The sequence below is a fragment of the Pseudomonas sp. MM213 genome, assembly GCF_020423045.1.
Classification (GTDB): domain Bacteria; phylum Pseudomonadota; class Gammaproteobacteria; order Pseudomonadales; family Pseudomonadaceae; genus Aquipseudomonas; species Aquipseudomonas migulae.
In genome coordinates this window covers 3,517,417-3,533,015 of sequence record NZ_CP081943.1, presented here as the reverse complement: position 1 = coordinate 3,533,015, position 15,599 = coordinate 3,517,417, and the positions used below count along the sequence as shown (strand labels likewise).

General features: G+C 60.2%; 17 protein-coding genes and 2 pseudogenes. 11 read left to right on the top strand and 8 right to left on the bottom strand.

Annotated elements, in window-relative coordinates; all coding sequences use genetic code 11:
- Window positions 1-12 precede the first annotated feature (12 nt).
- Window positions 13-1,034, top strand: a pseudogene (hemH, locus tag K5R88_RS15990) (ferrochelatase).
- Window positions 1,035-1,122: 88 nt separating this feature from the next.
- Here the strand turns inward: hemH and K5R88_RS15985 are convergent.
- Complete coding sequence (locus K5R88_RS15985; protein WP_008025891.1) at window positions 1,123-2,397, bottom strand: uracil-xanthine permease family protein; 1,275 nt, start codon at window positions 2,395-2,397, stop codon at window positions 1,123-1,125.
- Between the two features lie 2 nt (window positions 2,398-2,399).
- Window positions 2,400-3,038, bottom strand: a complete 639-nt coding sequence (gene upp / locus K5R88_RS15980) for a uracil phosphoribosyltransferase (protein ID WP_008025893.1) — start codon at window positions 3,036-3,038, stop codon at window positions 2,400-2,402.
- A 163-nt stretch (window positions 3,039-3,201) separates the two neighbouring features.
- On the opposite strand from upp, the gene K5R88_RS15975 reads away from it, so the two are divergent.
- From K5R88_RS15975 to K5R88_RS15960, 4 genes are all read left to right on the top strand, one after another.
- Entirely contained in the window at window positions 3,202-3,759 is a 558-nt protein-coding gene (locus K5R88_RS15975; RefSeq protein ID WP_008025895.1) for a hypoxanthine-guanine phosphoribosyltransferase, read from the top strand.
- A 4-nt stretch (window positions 3,760-3,763) separates the two neighbouring features.
- On the top strand, window positions 3,764-4,237 hold the full coding sequence (locus tag K5R88_RS15970) for a WbuC family cupin fold metalloprotein (protein WP_226298031.1): 474 nt from the start codon (window positions 3,764-3,766) through the stop codon (window positions 4,235-4,237).
- 155 nt (window positions 4,238-4,392) lie between these two features.
- On the top strand, window positions 4,393-4,878 hold the full coding sequence (locus tag K5R88_RS15965; RefSeq protein WP_008025899.1) for a hypothetical protein: 486 nt from the start codon (window positions 4,393-4,395) through the stop codon (window positions 4,876-4,878).
- Window positions 4,879-4,941: 63 nt separating this feature from the next.
- Entirely contained in the window at window positions 4,942-5,229 is a 288-nt protein-coding gene (locus tag K5R88_RS15960) for a PA4642 family protein (protein ID WP_223450265.1), read from the top strand.
- A 204-nt stretch (window positions 5,230-5,433) separates the two neighbouring features.
- Here K5R88_RS15960 and mqo read toward each other — a convergent pair whose 3' ends face one another.
- Window positions 5,434-6,942, bottom strand: a complete 1,509-nt coding sequence (gene mqo / locus K5R88_RS15955; RefSeq protein WP_008025902.1) for a malate dehydrogenase (quinone) — start codon at window positions 6,940-6,942, stop codon at window positions 5,434-5,436.
- Window positions 6,943-7,679: 737 nt separating this feature from the next.
- Entirely contained in the window at window positions 7,680-7,913 is a 234-nt protein-coding gene (locus tag K5R88_RS15950) for a hypothetical protein (RefSeq protein ID WP_008025904.1), read from the bottom strand.
- Between the two features lie 202 nt (window positions 7,914-8,115).
- Between K5R88_RS15950 and K5R88_RS15945 the strand changes: the two genes are divergently transcribed.
- The gene (locus tag K5R88_RS15945; protein ID WP_192228955.1) at window positions 8,116-8,700 is read left to right on the top strand and encodes a YajG family lipoprotein; all 585 of its coding nucleotides are present in this window, start codon (window positions 8,116-8,118) and stop codon (window positions 8,698-8,700) included.
- A gap of 213 nt (window positions 8,701-8,913) precedes the next feature.
- Here the strand turns inward: K5R88_RS15945 and K5R88_RS15940 are convergent, their stop codons facing one another.
- On the bottom strand, window positions 8,914-9,120 hold the full coding sequence (locus tag K5R88_RS15940; RefSeq protein ID WP_008025908.1) for a hypothetical protein: 207 nt from the start codon (window positions 9,118-9,120) through the stop codon (window positions 8,914-8,916).
- A gap of 195 nt (window positions 9,121-9,315) precedes the next feature.
- Between K5R88_RS15940 and K5R88_RS15935 the strand changes: the two genes are divergently transcribed.
- Window positions 9,316-9,600, top strand: a complete 285-nt coding sequence (locus K5R88_RS15935) for a hypothetical protein (RefSeq protein WP_192228956.1) — start codon at window positions 9,316-9,318, stop codon at window positions 9,598-9,600.
- 138 nt (window positions 9,601-9,738) lie between these two features.
- Here K5R88_RS15935 and K5R88_RS15930 read toward each other — a convergent pair whose 3' ends face one another.
- Window positions 9,739-10,905, bottom strand: coding sequence for a 1-acyl-sn-glycerol-3-phosphate acyltransferase (locus K5R88_RS15930; protein ID WP_223413682.1), 1,167 nt, complete (start codon window positions 10,903-10,905; stop codon window positions 9,739-9,741).
- A 139-nt stretch (window positions 10,906-11,044) separates the two neighbouring features.
- Between K5R88_RS15930 and K5R88_RS15925 the strand changes: the two genes are divergently transcribed.
- The 3 genes from K5R88_RS15925 to K5R88_RS15915 are packed head-to-tail and all read left to right on the top strand — an operon-like array spanning window position 11,045 to window position 12,155.
- Window positions 11,045-11,227, top strand: a complete 183-nt coding sequence (locus tag K5R88_RS15925) for a CPXCG motif-containing cysteine-rich protein (protein ID WP_192228957.1) — start codon at window positions 11,045-11,047, stop codon at window positions 11,225-11,227.
- 8 nt (window positions 11,228-11,235) lie between these two features.
- Window positions 11,236-11,496, top strand: coding sequence for a putative signal transducing protein (locus tag K5R88_RS15920; RefSeq protein WP_008025915.1), 261 nt, complete (start codon window positions 11,236-11,238; stop codon window positions 11,494-11,496).
- A 35-nt stretch (window positions 11,497-11,531) separates the two neighbouring features.
- Window positions 11,532-12,155, top strand: coding sequence for an SOS response-associated peptidase (locus K5R88_RS15915; protein WP_226298030.1), 624 nt, complete (start codon window positions 11,532-11,534; stop codon window positions 12,153-12,155).
- A 155-nt stretch (window positions 12,156-12,310) separates the two neighbouring features.
- On the opposite strand, the gene K5R88_RS30990 is transcribed toward K5R88_RS15915, so the two are convergent.
- Both K5R88_RS30990 and K5R88_RS30985 read right to left on the bottom strand, forming a co-directional pair.
- The gene (locus tag K5R88_RS30990) at window positions 12,311-13,015 is read right to left on the bottom strand and encodes a methyl-accepting chemotaxis protein (protein WP_425288159.1); all 705 of its coding nucleotides are present in this window, start codon (window positions 13,013-13,015) and stop codon (window positions 12,311-12,313) included.
- 198 nt (window positions 13,016-13,213) lie between these two features.
- Window positions 13,214-13,273, bottom strand: a pseudogene (locus K5R88_RS30985) (hypothetical protein); the annotation flags it as partial.
- Between the two features lie 1,453 nt (window positions 13,274-14,726).
- Here K5R88_RS30985 and K5R88_RS15905 point away from each other — a divergent pair.
- A complete protein-coding gene (locus tag K5R88_RS15905; RefSeq protein ID WP_192228959.1) occupies window positions 14,727-15,545 on the top strand; it encodes a M48 family metallopeptidase in 819 nt (272 codons plus the stop codon).
- Window positions 15,546-15,599: the final 54 nt, after the last annotated feature.

Genomic DNA, 15,599 nt, shown 5'->3' with positions numbered 1-15,599 from the left:
ATAGGACGTTGCATGACCGATCACGCGTTGCTTCTGGTCAACCTGGGTTCACCTGCCTCCACCTCGGTGGCGGATGTGCGCAGCTACCTCAATCAATTTCTGATGGACCCGTATGTGATCGACCTGCCATGGCCGGTGCGCCGTTTGCTGGTCTCGCTGATTCTGATCAGACGCCCGGAGCAGTCGGCCCACGCCTACGCCTCGATCTGGTGGGAGGAGGGCTCGCCACTGGTGGTGCTCAGCCGCCGCTTGCAACAGGCCATGAGTGCACAGTGGAGCCACGGGCCGGTGGAACTGGCGATGCGTTATGGCGAGCCGTCGATTGAGTCGAAACTGCTGCAACTCGCCGCCCAGGGCCACAAGCGAATTACCCTCGCGCCGCTTTATCCGCAGTTCGCCGACAGCACCGTGACCACGGTGATCGAGGAAGCCAAGCGGGTGGTGAGCGAGCACAAACTCAATGTGCAGTTCTCGATACTCGAGCCGTTCTATGATCAGCCGGAATACATCGATGCCCTGGTGGCCAGCGCCAAACCGCATCTGGAGCAGGACTTCGATCATCTGTTGCTGAGCTTCCATGGCTTGCCGGAGCGGCATCTGAAGAAGCTCAACCCGGGGCACAGTTTTGAAGGTGGCGGCGATTGCTGCGCCGGTGCGCCGCCGGAAGTCGTCGCGACCTGTTATCGCGGCCAGTGCCTGCGCACCGCAGCGGAATTCGCCAAGCGCATGGGCCTGCCGGACGGCAAATGGTCGGTGTCGTTTCAGTCGCGGCTGGGTCGAGCGAAATGGATCGAACCCTACACCGAAGCGCGCCTTGATGAGTTGGCGGGAATGGGCGTGAGAAAGGTGCTGGTGATGTGCCCGGCGTTCGTTGCCGATTGCATCGAGACGCTGGAAGAAATCGGTGATCGCGGGAAAGAACAGTTCCGCGAAGCGGAGGGGAGGAGTTGGTGCTGGTGCCGTGCCTCAACGATGATCCGCAGTGGGCGAAGGCGTTGAACGCCTTGTGCGAAAGAGCGCCGCTGGCGCTTTAAAAGCTTCGCGGGCAAGCCTCGCTCCTACAGGATTTGCGCAAAATCTGTAGGAGCGAGGCTTGCCCGCGAAGGCGATCTAAAGGCTGGTTTACAACAAAGGCTCATCCGCCTTCTTGTGCTTCCAGCTGTCATTCCCCGGCAGCAACAGGTTCAGCGCAATCGCCACCACCGCGCACAGCGCGATGCCTTTGAGGCCGAAGTCGTCCGGGCCGGTGCCGGTGCCGACCAGCACGCCGCCAATCCCGAACACCAGCGTGACTGAAACGATCACCAGGTTGCGCGCCTCGCCCAGGTCGATCTTGTGGCGAATCAGCGTGTTCATCCCCACCGCCGCAATCGAACCGAACAACAGGCACAGAATCCCGCCCATTACCGGCACCGGAATGCTTTGCAGCAACGCGCCGAACTTGCCGATGAACGCCAGGCTGATGGCGAAGATCGCCGCCCAGGTCATGATTTTCGGGTTGTAGTTCTTGGTCAGCATCACCGCGCCGGTCACTTCGGCGTACGTGGTGTTGGGCGGGCCGCCGAACAGGCCGGCTGCGGTGGTTGCTATGCCGTCGCCGAGCAGCGTGCGGTGCAGGCCTGGCTTCTTCAGGTAGTCGCGGCCTGTCACGCTGCCCACGGCGATCACGCCGCCGATGTGCTCGATGGCCGGGGCCAATGCCACCGGAACGATGAACAGAATCGCCTGCCAGTTGAATTCCGGCGCAGTGAAGTTCGGGATCGCGAACCACGGTGCAGCGGCAATCTTCGCGGTATCAACCACGCCGAAATAGAACGCCATCGCAAAACCGACCAGCACGCCGGAGATGATCGGTACCAGGCGGAAAATGCCTTTGCCGAACACCGCGACGATCAGCGTGGTCAGCAGCGCGGGCATCGAGATCAGCATGGCTGTCTGGTAATGAATCAGCTCGGAGCCGTCGCCAGCCTTGCCCATCGCCATGTTGGCGGCGATTGGCGCCATGGCCAGGCCGATGGAAATGATCACCGGACCAATCACCACCGGTGGCAGCAAACGGTCGATGAAACCGGTGCCTTTGATCTTCACGGCGAGGCCGAGGAAGGTGTAGACAAAACCCGCCGCCATCACACCGCCCATGGTCGCCGCGAGGCCGAACTGGCCTTTGGCGAGAATGATCGGGGTGATGAAGGCGAAGCTCGATGCCAGGAACACCGGCACCTGACGCCCGGTGACGATCTGGAACAGAATCGTCCCCAAACCGGCGGTGAACAGCGCCACGTTCGGGTCGAGGCCGGTAATCAGCGGCATCAATACCAGCGCGCCAAAGGCCACGAACAGCATCTGCGCACCCGACAGCACCGTGCGCCAGAGCGGATCGTTGAACTCTTGCTGCATGCTCAAGCGTCCTTCTGCTTGGTGCCGAAGATCTTGTCGCCGGCATCGCCCAGGCCCGGGATGATGTAACCGTGTTCGTTGAGTTTCTCGTCAATGGAAGCGGTGTAGATGGTCACGTCCGGGTGAGCCTTCTCCACAGCGGCGATGCCTTCCGGCGCGGCGACCAGCACCATGGCGCGGATGTCGCGGCAACCGGCTTTTTTCAGCAGGTCGATGGTGGCAACCATGGAACTGCCGGTGGCGAGCATCGGGTCGATGATCATTGCCAGGCGTTCGTTGATTTCCGGAACCAGTTTTTCCAGATACGTGTGGGCTTGCAGCGTCTGTTCGTTGCGGGCCACGCCCACGGCGCTGACTTTGGCGCCCGGGATCAGGCTCAGCACGCCTTCGAGCATGCCGATGCCGGCGCGCAGGATCGGCACCACGGTGATTTTCTTGCCGGCGATTTTCTCGACCGACACGGTGCCGCACCAGCCTTCGATGTCGTAGGATTCCAGCGGCAGGTCTTTGGTGGCTTCATAGGTCAAAAGGGCACCGACTTCCTGAGCGAGCTCGCGGAAATTCTTGGTGCTGATGTCTGCGCGGCGCATCAGGCCGAGTTTGTGACGGATCAGCGGATGGCGGATCTCGAGGATGGGCATGGGAAAGGCTCCGGCGGCGGGCAAAAAAACCGGCCTAGATTAATCTATCCGAGGGTGTTGTCCTATAGACAATAGAGTACGTTAGTCCACAAACGCTTGATCTGGCCGTGCGGGATGCGTACCTTTGCCCGCTTTTCCTGAATGCCACCCCTTGGAGAGCGCCATGTCCGCTGATCTCGAGCATATCCGTCAAATCATGCGAGAGGCTGACTGCCTGTACACCGAAGCTGAAGTCGAGGCGGCCATCGCCCGCGTTGGTGCACATATCAATGAACAAATGGCTGACACTAACCCGGTGGTGTTCTGCGTGATGAACGGCGGCCTGATCTTCGCCGGCAAGCTGCTCACCCATCTGCAATTCCCGCTGGAAGCGTCCTACCTGCACGCCACCCGTTATCGCAACGAAACCAGCGGCGGCGACCTGTTCTGGAAAGCCAAGCCTGAAGTGTCGTTTATCGACCGTGACGTGCTGATCATCGACGACATCCTCGACGAAGGTCACACCCTGGGCGCGATCATCGACTTCTGCAAACACGCCGGCGCGCGCAAAGTGCACACCGCCGTGCTGATCGACAAGGACCACGACCGCAAGGCTCGTCCGGACCTGAAAGCCGATTTCGTCGGTTTGCCGTGCATCGACCGCTACATCTTCGGTTACGGCATGGACTACAAAGGCTACTGGCGTAACGCCAACGGGATTTTTGCCGTTAAAGGGATGTAAGCACATGGCCGCGCCAAGCTTTCTTGATCGAACCTTGTTCACTGAGTTGGCCGAGAAAGCAGCGGCCAATCCGCGTGGACGCCAGCACCACAACTTTCATCAGATGGAAGACGCTTGCCATCGCATGGCGGTGGGTTTGCAGCCGGGCACGTACATCCCGCCTCATCGTCATCTGGGGGAGAACAAGGCTGAAACCTTGCTGGTCCTCAAGGGACGGCTTGGCGTGTTGATCTTCGACGAGTCCGGCGCGGTGGTGCGCAAGCAAGTGCTGCAGGCCGCTGGCGACTGCGTCGGCGTGGACCTGCCAACCGGTGTGTTTCATGGCCTGGTGGTGCTGGAAGCCGACAGCCTGATGTTCGAGTGCAAGGCTGGTCCTTATCGTCCTGTGGGCGAAGGTGAGCTGGCTGATTGGGCGCCGCGCGAAGGCGAGCCGGGCGTAGCCGAGTATCAGGCCTGGATGCGCGCGCAGTTCGATTGATACCCGGCCCTTGTAGGAGCGTGGCTTGCCCGCGAAGGCGGTGTGTCAGTCCCTTAGTTATCGACTGACACACCGCCTTCGCGGGCAAGCCACGCTCCTACAGGGACGGTGTGTACCCATGCTAAAGTGCCCGGCCCCGCCTTTCGGAGCCCGTCATGAGCCTTTTGATCCGCAGCTGCGCCGCCCTGTTGCTGACCCTCAGCCTGCCGCTGGCCGCCGCGCCGGCGCTGATGCACGGGCAGTTTCTGCCGCCTGACGACCTGACGCTGCGTGATGCCGAACCGGAGCAGCAACAATTGCTGCAGGTCACCGAGTATTCGGTGGTGGTCGGCAGCCAACGGCAGTCCACCCAACAACCGATCCCGGTAACGTCTCCGCTGCTGATCCGCCTCAAGGGCAAATCCTTGAACAAGGGCGCGACCATCAATCAGGTGCTGGTCAACTTCGATGGCGAAAGCAAAAGCCTGAAAAAGCCGATCTACGACGACAAGAGCAAAACCCTGACGCTGTTTTACCCGATGGCGCAATATCGCGTGGTGATCGACTTGCTGCGCAATGACACGGTGTATTGCCAGTTCCTCAGCTACGCCAACGGTCATGTCTGGGCCGATCTGCACACCGGGGCCGTTCGTCCGCGTTGAGCCCGGCGGCCAGTGAGGGGTAAACTGCCCGCCCCGTGAAATGTCTGCGAGCTGGAGTCGGCAATGCGTAAAGATAAGAAACAAGTGATTGGTGACGAGATCGGCGACGAGCAGATCAAGTTGTTTCTCGATTTCGAACCGGTCGACGCCACTTCGCCGTCCCTGCACAAACTGATCAAGGCCTACCGTGGCCTGCGTATCGACGACTTCGAGCGTTTTCTGACGTTCTTCGTCGAGGCCGGATTTGATCTGGACGGCAAGGACGAGCACGGCAACGACTTCATTGCCCTGATCAAGGATCAGCGCAACGCCCCGGACTACATCGAGCTGATCGAAAAAGCCCGCGGCTAAACCCGCTTTTGTAGGAGCCGGCTTGCTGGCGATTGCATCCCCTCGGTGGACCTGACATACCGAGGTGATGCCATCGCCAGCAAGCCGGCTCCTACAGGGTCAGATTTGCCAAGGAACAGGCGCACAGGATCAGGTTTGTCGTGAAACAGGCATAAAAAAACGCCCCGCTCTCAATGAGAACGGGGCGTTTTTTATGCGCGACGATCAAGCGAAGCTTGGTGTCTCGCTGCTTTCTTCAACCAGTTCCAGCGCGATGTTGTTCTGCGCGTTGATCTTGCGATACAGCGCAGCATCGGTTTCCAGAACCTTTTCCCGGGCCGGGAAGATTTCCGCCAGTTTGGCTGCCCACTCGCCGGACGCTTGGGCCGGGAAGCATTTTTCGATCAGTTCCAGCATGATCGAAACGGTCACCGACGCGCCTGGCGAAGCACCCAGCAGGGCAGCAAGGGAACCGTCCTTGGCCGCGACCAGTTCGGTACCGAACTGCAGAACGCCGCCCTTTTTCGGGTCTTTCTTGATGATCTGCACCCGTTGGCCGGCCACTTCCAGGCGCCAGTCTTCGGCTTTCGCTTCAGGGTAGAAGCGACGCAGGGAATCCAGACGCTGCTCCATCGACTGCATCACTTCGCTGACCAGGTACTTGGTCAGGTCCATGTTGTTTTTCGCCACGGCCAGCATCGGGCCGATGTTGCCGGCGCGAACCGACATCGGCAGGTCCATGAAGGAGCCGTGCTTGAGGAACTTGGTGGTGAAACCGGCGTAAGGTCCGAACAGCAGGGACTTCTTGCCATCGACCACGCGAGTGTCCAGGTGCGGCACCGACATCGGTGGCGAACCCACGGCAGCCTGGCTGTACACCTTGGCCTGGTGATGCTTGACCACTTCCGGGTTGTCGCAACGCAGCCACTGGCCGCTGATCGGGAAGCCGCCGAAGCCTTTGCTTTCTTCGATGCCCGAGGCCTGCAACAGCGGCAATGCCGCGCCGCCCGCGCCGAGGAACACGAATTTGGCGTCGACTTCGCGCGTATTGCCGCTGTTGACGTCCTTGATGCTGACGGTCCAGCCGCCGTTGTTGCGCTTCAGGCCGGTCACGCGCTTGCAGTACTTGACCTGGGCATCGGGTGCGCTGGTCAGGTGCTTGAGCAACTGGTTGGTCAGCGCGCCGAAGTTGACGTCGGTGCCATTGATCACGCGGGTGGCGGCGAGGGTTTCGCCAGCGTCACGCCCCGGCATCATCAATGGCATCCAGTCGGCCATTTTTGCCTTGTCTTCGGTGTATTCCATGTCCGCGAAGGCGTGGTGCTTGCTCAGCACCTTGAAGCGTTCCTTGAGGAAGGACACGCCGCTGTCGCCCTGGACGAAGCTCAGGTGCGGCACCGGGCTGATGAAGGTCTTGCACGAGCCGAAGGTGCCTTTTTTGGTCAGGTAGGACCAGAACTGCTTCGACACTTCAAACTGAGTGTTGATGTGCACGGCTTTCTTGATGTCGACGGTGCCGTCGGCGGCCTGCGGCGTGTAATTGAGCTCACACAGCCCGGCGTGACCGGTACCGGCGTTGTTCCACGGGTTGGAACTCTCCGCGGCACCGGAATCCATCAGCTCGACGACTTCCAGCTTGATCGCGGGGTCGAGCTCTTTGAGCAGTACAGCGAGGGTGGCACTCATGATGCCGGCCCCAACCAGTACTACGTCGACTGCTTCGTTATGCGCCATTTAACGCGTCTCCAAAATCTGCAGCACCAAATTGTCGGCATGGCTGCCAGGCGTTCGGGGCGTGTCAGTGATGCCCCAGGTACCCATGGCAGTGTTGCCATGTCCGAATCTTCGCAATTTATCGCAACTTCGACGGACGCTACCGGCCGGGTTTATGAGGTCAATGAACTCATTTCAACGCGCGACTGGCAATTCGACTTATGGTCGAGACATCCGTTTGTGCAACCAAATCCGTAGCGGACAGGCTTCAGGCTCCGGTGTTCGAGGAATACTCGGTCCTGTGTCGTTGGGCTGTTTCAGACGCTAATGGTGCATGTTCAGACGCAAAACTATTCATTTGCTCGCCACACTCTTGTGAAGTTGTGAAAACCCGTTTTTTTCACGCTCTTTTGAAGACGTGAACCTCAAAAAAGGGCTGTCCCAGCCTGGCACCGTGCCCGGATGGATCGCCGCCATGGAATACATGACAGGCAAAACGGGCAAACAGCTCAGTGACCGAGCGTAATGACAGCTCTGCAGATTCGCGAAAAGTGGGGTTTTTGCTCAAGGAACAGCAAGCGCGCCAGCTTCACTCGATCTGTGTGGGCGGCTCTCTGTGGGCGGTGCGGGGTGCCAATACCGAAGCATTGACGATTGCTGCGAGGCCCGATCAGGAGACGTCCTTATAATCGGGGGGAGATTGTATCTAAGAAACGCGGGGAAATGGACGTGTTTAATGACTTTTATTAGGCGTCTGGTCAGGTCGCCAGCAGTTGTTGAGCGCGAGCACGGGGTTGGCGCTGGTTGACACGGGCGCTGGCGGGCAGGGGATGGTGCAGCCAGTTGAGGCGGATTTCTTCGATTTCGACCCAGCCATCGCCCATCGGCTGGAGGCTGCACTGCTTGAATGCCTGGCAATGGCCGTTGCGGTCGAGCAGGGCGAAGCAGCGATGCAACGGGCGCGGTGTGAACAGGGAGACGAGAAGGCGCATGGGAAATACCTCGTGGGATTTACCGCATACGTTGTCAGCAAGTCGTGACGTGCCGGTGAAAGGAGGGTGAACGATGTGTGACAGGAACCGCGGTCCACGGGGTTTGTCTGAGATTCCGGTATTCGTTGCATGACGCTAGTTACCCGCAGTGGCGCACCGCTATACTGCCGGCCTGTTTGTGCCTGATTCTGGAGAGAAGAGCATGTTGCAACGCCTGTTGTTCGGTTTGATCACTGTGACCAGTTTGACCCTGGTTGGCTGCGCCCACAGCCCGCAACAACTGAGTCCGGAGCCGAAGCTGACCACTCAGCTGGCACCGGTCGGCCATGGCCAGCCAGTCGTGGTGCGTGTGGTGGACGGTCGTCCGTCGCCAACCCTGGGCACCCGTGGCGGTCTGTATCCGGAGACCAGCGCGATCACGGTGCAGGGCGCGCAGATTCTGCCGAAGCTGCAGGCCCAGGCCGAAGCGGCCGTGCGCTTGCTCGGCTTTACCCCGACTAACAATGCGCCGAATGCCCCGCAACTGACCGTGACCCTGGCCGAGCTGAAGTATCAGTCGCCTAAAGAAGGCATGTATGTGACCGAGGCGACCATCGGCGCGACCTTCCGCTCTGACGTGCAGAACGCCAACCGCCGCTACAGCGGTCGTTACGGTGCATCCCTGGATCAGCGTTTCGGCATGGCGCCGAACCAGGAAACCAATACCAAGCTGGTCAGCGATGTGTTGAGCGATGCATTGACGCGCCTGTTCAAGGACCCGACCGTGGGTCAGATTCTCGGCGAATAAGTTTTCGCTGAAATCAAAAAAGCCCGGCGCCAGCAATGGCCCCGGGCTTTTTTGTGCCTGCTGATATCTCGAATTCACCTAGCCCTCTGTAGGAGCGAGCGGTGCGGCGATCCGACTTGCCCGCGAAGACGGTCGAATATTCAATATCGATGTCGGCTGATACACCGCCTTCGCGGGCAAGCCTCGCTCCTACAAAGGGCATTGGGGTTGGTGTCAGGCGGCTTGCGAGTAAAACTCCAGCACACTCACGCCCGTCAGCAAATCAGCCTCCGGCAGGTCCGCATGTTGATGCCCGCCCAGCGCGCAATACACCAGCCAATGACGATCCTGAACGTTGAAGGCAAGGCTGCCGACCAAAGTTTGTTGTTCGTCGCTTTGAGCAATGAGATAGAGGCGATCCTGGTTTTCAGCGTGCAGCATGACGGTGTCCATGTCGGTTTTGGTGGGGCGAGAGATTGGCGCATTCAGATGACGAAGCCGTGACGCAGGGCAGGAATCTGCCAAATGGTGAGTTATTTATCGTATAGCGGCGGGCAGGAGGGACGGCTTTCGGTAGAATCCGCGCCGCGGTCGTCGATCTGGCTTCCGCCACATCTGTTTTGTCCGAGGTTCGTGATGTCGCTGCATTTGATGACGCTGTTTACCGCCCATCCCGCCAAATTGATCAACCTGCTCGCCTTGCTGCTGGCCTTTCCGGGCAGCTGGCTGCTGCACGCCACGCGTCGTCGCGAACAACGCGCGTTGGCCAGCCTCGAAGCGCGGAGCCAGAGCCGTCGCATCGATGAGCCGATGTTGATGCTGGATGGGGCGACCTTGCGCATGAACCGGTTTTTCTATCGCTTCGGTTTCGCCTGCCTGGGGTTGGCGCTGCTGGTGTCATGGATCAGCACGCGCGTCTGAACACACCGTAAAACCAATGTGGGAGTGAGCCTGCTCGCGATGGACGTCAACGATAACGCGTGCAGTCTGAATAAACGCGGTGTCTGAACGTTTTTCGCGAGCAGGCTCGCTCCTACAGAGTGCGTGCCCAGGCCACTGCTAGAGCGGCAACCCGGCCTTCACGCGGTACTGATTGCGCACCGGCGTGGCGTATTGCAGCACCAGGAACGGACGATGTTCTTCCGGGCAAGCGTCCAGGCGCTGTTGCCATTCTTCCTGGGCTTTCGCCAGTTCGTCGGCGGCAAACACATCAGACGCTTTCGGCACCTGCAACTGCGGGTCGGCATCCTTCCATTGCGCGTAAGCCAGGTAGTGCACCGGGAACAAGCGGTAGCCGCCGAGAATCTGCTTGTCCATCTCGATCGCCAATTGCTTGGTGTCTTCGAACAGCTCGGTGATCGGCGCGGCGAAGTTCACGTGGACTCGACCCTTGTAGCCGGTAATGCCCTTGGCGATGCTCACGTCGTCCTCGCCTGGCGCCTTGGTGTAGGTGCCGGTGGTGGCGCGGATGTAGAGTTCGCGGGCCTTGGCCTGGTCGCACGGGTCGTATTCGTAGCTGATCGACACCGGGGTGACGTTCAGCGAGCGGATGACTTCGCCGAACGGCTCGTCCTTGCGGCTCATGTGGAACATCTTGAGGATCGCCGACTCGGTGCGGTCGTCGCCGTCCTTGGCCCGGCCTTCGGCCTGCGCGATCCAGATCGAGGCGCAATCGTTGCGGATCGAGTGGTTGATGTACGCCGACAACAGCTGATAAGCCGCCATTTTCTCGCGGCGACCGGTGATCGAACGGTGCACGATGAAGCTCTTGTTCAGGCGCATCAGGTCGCTGACGAAGGGCTTTTGCAGCAGGTTGTCGCCAATCGCGATGCGCGGCGTCGGCAGGCCTGCGTGGTACACGGCATAGTTGACGAAGGCCGGGTCCATCACGATGTCGCGGTGGTTGGCGATGAACAGGTAGGCGCTGCCGGACTTGAATTGCTCGACGCCGGTGTACGTGACACCGTCCGTGGCGCGCTCGATGGTGTGGTCGACGTAATACTCGACTTTGTCCTGCAGCGTGGCCACCGAATCGATGCCGGCGAACTCACGGCGCAGCCGATGAGCTATAAGAGGTTTGAGCATCCAGCCGAAGGCACCGGCAAAACGCGGGAAGCGGAAGTGGGTGAGGATATCTAGAAACGCCTTGTCGCCGAGCAAGCGTGCCAGCACTGCTGGGACTTCGCTGTCGTCGTAAGGTCGGATGGCATCGAATTCGCCCATCATGCTCTCTTGTTAGAAACGGCTAGGGTAAGTAAAGGTTTTGATCGAAAACCAACGGGGCACGGTCTGAAAAGTTAGCCAGACAAAAATAGCCCTGCAAATAGACCGGCGATTATACGCACAAGTCACTTGGGAGACCGCGATGCTGGAAACTGCAGAGTATGAATGTCCGTATTGTGGTGAAGAGGTCGAGACGACTGTGGATTTGTCGGCGGGTGATCAGACCTATATCGAGGACTGTCAGGTGTGTTGTCGGCCAATTACGTTTGTGTTGCAGGTTCATGGAGAGGAGTGGCATCTCGAAGTGTTCAGCGAGAACGAGTGAGGGCATCCATGCAGCGAATCTACGAACCGGAAAACCTGATGGAAGGCGAGTTGCTGCAAAGCATGTTGGCCAGCGAGGGCGTCGAGGCGCATCTGGTCGGCCGCGATTTGCTCGGCGGCACCGGCGAATTGCCGATCTTCGGCCTGCTGGGCTTGTCGGTGGATAACGACCAGGCCGAATACGCCCGGGAGTTGATCACCGCGTACAATGCCGCGCTGCCGATGCCCGGCGATGAACCGGAAAGCTTTCCCGGCACGCTGGTCTGTTAGGCTGACGTTCGTTTGATCAAGAGTCGTGTTGCCCCATGTGTGGACGTTATGCCCTGTTTCGCTGGAATCCCGCCTTCGCGGCCCTGCCTGGCTTTCCCGCCGATCAGCAGGCCCAGTGGAATATTTCCCCTAATGATTCGGTGTTGATGCTGCGTGCCGGCGCCGACGGCGAGCGTGAATTGGCCCGCGCCCGCTGGGGGTTGACGCCGCCGTGGCTCACCGATCTGTCCCGCACGCCGGCCCATGCCCGCGCCGAAACCGTGGCCGAGCAACCGATGTTTCGCCAGGCCCTGCGCGAGCGCCGCTGCCTGTTGCCGGCCAACGGTTTTTACGAATGGCGTGGCACGACGCGCAAGCGCCCGTATTGGCTGACGCCGGGGGAGGGCTCGACGCTGTTTTTCGCGGCGATCTGGGAGGCGTATCCGGTGCAGGAACAGGTGTGGCTGAGCACGGCCGTGATCACGCAACCGGCGGCGAGTCAGCGTCGGCCGTTGATCCTGGATGCGGCGGGGCAGAAGGCGTGGCTCGATCCCGAGACGCCGTTGCATGTGCTGCAGGGATTACTGGCCAGTGAACCCGCGGTGTTGCGCGAGCGGGTGTTGGCGAATCTGGTGAATGATCCGAAGTTGAATGGGCCGGAGTGTTTGACCCCCGGTTGATGCGTTGTCTGGGCTGGCCCCATCGCGAGCAGGCTCGCTCCCACAGGAGATCTGTGTGGTACACAAATTTTGTGTTCACTGAAGATCAACTGTGGGAGCGAGCCGGCTCCGGGCGGCGTTCCGACGATAAGGTCCGCAGGACCTTCCGGCAATCCTTAAACCTTGAACTGATTGATCAACCGCCGCTGCTGCTCAGCCAGCTTGGTCAACCCCGCACTCGCCGCGCTTGATTCATCCGCACCGCCCGCCACTTCATTGGCCACTTGCCCAATGTTGATCACGTTCCGGTTGATGTCATCCGCCACCGCACTCTGTTCCTCGGCCGCGCTGGCAATCTGCGTGTTCATGTCGTTGATCACCGACACCGCCTGAGTGATCGCATCCAGCGCTTCGGCCGCTTTCGCCGCATGCTGCACGCTTTCGTCGGTGCGGTTCTGGCTGTCTTCCATGACCCGCACCACATCGCGCGTGCCTTGTTGCAGCTGCTGGATCATGGTCTGGATTTCTTCGGTGGCCTTCTGGGTTTTCTGCGCCAGGTTGCGCACCTCATCGGCCACCACCGCAAAGCCACGGCCCTGCTCGCCGGCCCGTGCCGCTTCAATGGCGGCGTTCAAGGCCAGCAGGTTGGTCTGCTCGGCGATGCCGCGAATGGCGGTGAGGATCGCGTTGATGTTCTCGCTGTCCTTGGCCAGGTTTTGCACCACGCCGACAGCCTTGCCGATTTCCACGGCCAGCACGCCGATCGAGTTCGACGTATCCCGCACGATCTGTTTGCCCTGAGAGGCCGCCTGATCCGCATGGCTGGCCGCTTGCGCCGCCTGGGTCGCGTTGCGCGCCACGTCCTGGGCGGTAGCGGTCATTTCATGCACCGCCGTGGCGACCTGGTCGATCTCGACCATTTGTTTCTGCACGCCAATGTTGGTGCGGATGGCGATGTCAGCGGTGTGTTCCGACGAATCGCTGACGCTCTGCACCGACGTCACCACTTGGGTGATCATGGCCTGCAACTTGGCGAGGAAAGTGTTGAACCCTTTGGCGATCGAGCCCAGTTCGTCGGCGCGATCACTGGTCAGGCGGCGCGTCAGGTCGCCTTCACCTTTGGCAATGTCGTCGAGCATGGCCACCATTTGTTTCAGCGGGCGAGCAATGCCGTGGCCCACCAGCCAGATCACCAGCAAGCCGACGCCGGCGATCAGCAGACCGACCATGGCCATGCCGAAGGTGTCGGATTTGCGCTGGGTGTTCAGGTCGGCCTGGAGTTTTTGCAGGTCGGCCATCACCGCGTTCAGCGGCAGTTGCAGCATCAGCGTCCAGCGAGCGTCGGTCTGGCCGATGCCGAAGGGCAGGTACAACTCGATCCGGCCCTGGGCCTTGTCGACGGTGTAGGTGACTTCGCCGCGCTTCAGATTGGCCATGTTGGCGATCTGCTGGCTGTCGAGGATGTCACTGACCTTCTCGCCGAATTTGCTCGGGTCCTTGGTGTAGGCAACGATCCGGCCATTACCGCCGATCAGCGCCATGACGCCCGAGCCGTTGTACAACTTCTGGTTCGCGCCCAGGAGCATTTCCTGGATGAAGTTCACCGAGAGGTCGGCGCCGACGATGCCCTGGAACGCACCGTTGAGCATGATCGGTTCAATAAAGGACGCGAGCATGACGATTTTGTCGCCGACCTTGTAGGGCGCCGGATCGATCACGCAGGATTTCTTGGTTTCTTTCGAGCACAGGTAGTACTCGCTGGCGCGCACGCCGGTAGACAGGGTTTTCTGGTCGTCGACGTCCACCAGTTTGTCCAGGCCCAGGCTGCCGTCTTCGTTGCGGAACCACCACGGCAGGAAGCGCCCGTTGCTGGCGTCGATGCCGACGACCTTGGTGTCGACGTAGGCTGCGTCGTTGTGGTCGAGGGCGTTTTTTTCCCAACCGATGTAGGTACCGAGAATCTTCGGGTTTTTGGCGACGTTTTCCTTGATCAGGCTGATCAATTGCTCGCGGCTCAGGTTCAGTTGCGGCTGGCCATCGGCGCCTGGCGTGCCGATCAGGGCGTTGACCCGCACCAGTCCGCCGGCAATCAGCAGCGGCGCTTCGAGTTCACGCTGGATCTGGCTGACCTGGGTTTGCGCCAGGGACGTCAGGCGTTGTTCGATGACTTGCTCGAATTGCGCCTGGGTCCGATCCTGAACCATGTCTTGCGTCCGTGCGCCGGAAAACAGCGCGTACAGCACCAGGGCTGCCACGACACTTAATACGATGGCGCCAGCGAGGGCCGCCACGGAAAACTGGATGGACTTGAATTTCATGGGTGCTCCGCACGCAAGAGGACTTCTGCGGTGCTGTATCGGCAGGGGGCTCGAGGGCCATGAGTGAGGTGCGACGAAATGGCTGTTTTGGAGCCGTCGATGTCGCAATTGAATCATTGCCGGCCGTGACTGGCCGTGGCGGGTGGCGGTATGTGAATTTTTTCCTACTGTTGATGAGAGCTTTGTCCGAAATCCACGTCTGTATGTCTGTTGTATCTGGCGCCGATACAAATCGACGCCTAGGATACGCGGCATGTTTCGAGGGAGTTTTGTGATGAACAAGCGATTGGTTTTGTGTGCTCTGAGCGCGGGTCTGCTGCTCGCGGGTTGTCAGTCGGTCAACACCACCAGCGGCGGAGCCGTGGGCGTGGAGCGCAAGCAGTACATGTTCAGCATGTTGTCCTCGGACGAGGTCAACCAGATGTACGCCCAGTCTTATCAAAAGACCGTTGGCGAGGCGACCAACAAAGGTGTGCTGGACAAGACCAGCAACGATGCCAAGCGCATCCAGGTGATCGCTGATCGGCTGATCGCCCAGGCGCCGATTTTCCGTCCGGATTCGGCCCAGTGGAAATGGGAAGTCAACCTGATCAAGAGTGACGAGCTCAACGCCAACTGCGGGCCTGGCGGCAAGATCATTTTCTACACCGGGCTGATCGACAGCCTGCAACTGACCGACGATGAAATCGCCGCGATCATGGGCCATGAAATCGCCCACGCCCTGCGTGAGCACGGTCGTGAAGCGATGTCCAAGGCGTACGGTATCGAAATGGCCAAGCAGGGCGCGGGCGCCTTGCTCGGTCTGGGTCAGGACAGTTTGGCCCTGGCGGACACCGTGGCCAACTACGGCATGACGCTGCCCAACAGTCGCGCCAATGAAAACGAAGCGGACCTGATCGGCCTGGAACTGGCGGCCCGCGCCGGTTACAACCCGAACGCCGCAATCACCCTGTGGAACAAGATGAGCAAGGCCTCGGAAGGTTCGCCACCGGAGTTCATGAGCACTCACCCGGCGTCGTCCAGTCGGATTGCGTCGTTGCAGGCGGCGATTCCGAAGGTGATGCCGTTGTACGAGAACGCGCGGAAGTCCTGATAGTTATGTTTTGAAGCCTCGGGCCTCATCGCGAGCAGGCTCGCTCCCACAGGT

Excerpts from the sequence above, each read along its gene's own strand:
- K5R88_RS15985 (WP_008025891.1), bottom strand. The coding sequence starts at position 2,397 with ATGCAGCAAGAGTTCAACGATCCGCTCTGGCGCACGGTGCTGTCGGGT.
- upp (WP_008025893.1), bottom strand. The coding sequence starts at position 3,038 with ATGCCCATCCTCGAGATCCGCCATCCGCTGATCCGTCACAAACTCGGC.
- K5R88_RS15975 (WP_008025895.1), top strand. The coding sequence starts at position 3,202 with ATGTCCGCTGATCTCGAGCATATCCGTCAAATCATGCGAGAGGCTGAC.
- K5R88_RS15970 (WP_226298031.1), top strand. The coding sequence starts at position 3,764 with ATGGCCGCGCCAAGCTTTCTTGATCGAACCTTGTTCACTGAGTTGGCC.
- K5R88_RS15965 (WP_008025899.1), top strand. The coding sequence starts at position 4,393 with ATGAGCCTTTTGATCCGCAGCTGCGCCGCCCTGTTGCTGACCCTCAGC.
- K5R88_RS15960 (WP_223450265.1), top strand. The coding sequence starts at position 4,942 with ATGCGTAAAGATAAGAAACAAGTGATTGGTGACGAGATCGGCGACGAG.
- mqo (WP_008025902.1), bottom strand. The coding sequence starts at position 6,942 with ATGGCGCATAACGAAGCAGTCGACGTAGTACTGGTTGGGGCCGGCATC.
- K5R88_RS15950 (WP_008025904.1), bottom strand. The coding sequence starts at position 7,913 with ATGCGCCTTCTCGTCTCCCTGTTCACACCGCGCCCGTTGCATCGCTGC.
- K5R88_RS15945 (WP_192228955.1), top strand. The coding sequence starts at position 8,116 with ATGTTGCAACGCCTGTTGTTCGGTTTGATCACTGTGACCAGTTTGACC.
- K5R88_RS15940 (WP_008025908.1), bottom strand. The coding sequence starts at position 9,120 with ATGCTGCACGCTGAAAACCAGGATCGCCTCTATCTCATTGCTCAAAGC.
- K5R88_RS15935 (WP_192228956.1), top strand. The coding sequence starts at position 9,316 with ATGTCGCTGCATTTGATGACGCTGTTTACCGCCCATCCCGCCAAATTG.
- K5R88_RS15930 (WP_223413682.1), bottom strand. The coding sequence starts at position 10,905 with ATGATGGGCGAATTCGATGCCATCCGACCTTACGACGACAGCGAAGTC.
- K5R88_RS15925 (WP_192228957.1), top strand. The coding sequence starts at position 11,045 with ATGCTGGAAACTGCAGAGTATGAATGTCCGTATTGTGGTGAAGAGGTC.
- K5R88_RS15920 (WP_008025915.1), top strand. The coding sequence starts at position 11,236 with ATGCAGCGAATCTACGAACCGGAAAACCTGATGGAAGGCGAGTTGCTG.
- K5R88_RS15915 (WP_226298030.1), top strand. The coding sequence starts at position 11,532 with ATGTGTGGACGTTATGCCCTGTTTCGCTGGAATCCCGCCTTCGCGGCC.
- K5R88_RS30990 (WP_425288159.1), bottom strand. The coding sequence starts at position 13,015 with ATGACCGCTACCGCCCAGGACGTGGCGCGCAACGCGACCCAGGCGGCG.
- K5R88_RS15905 (WP_192228959.1), top strand. The coding sequence starts at position 14,727 with ATGAACAAGCGATTGGTTTTGTGTGCTCTGAGCGCGGGTCTGCTGCTC.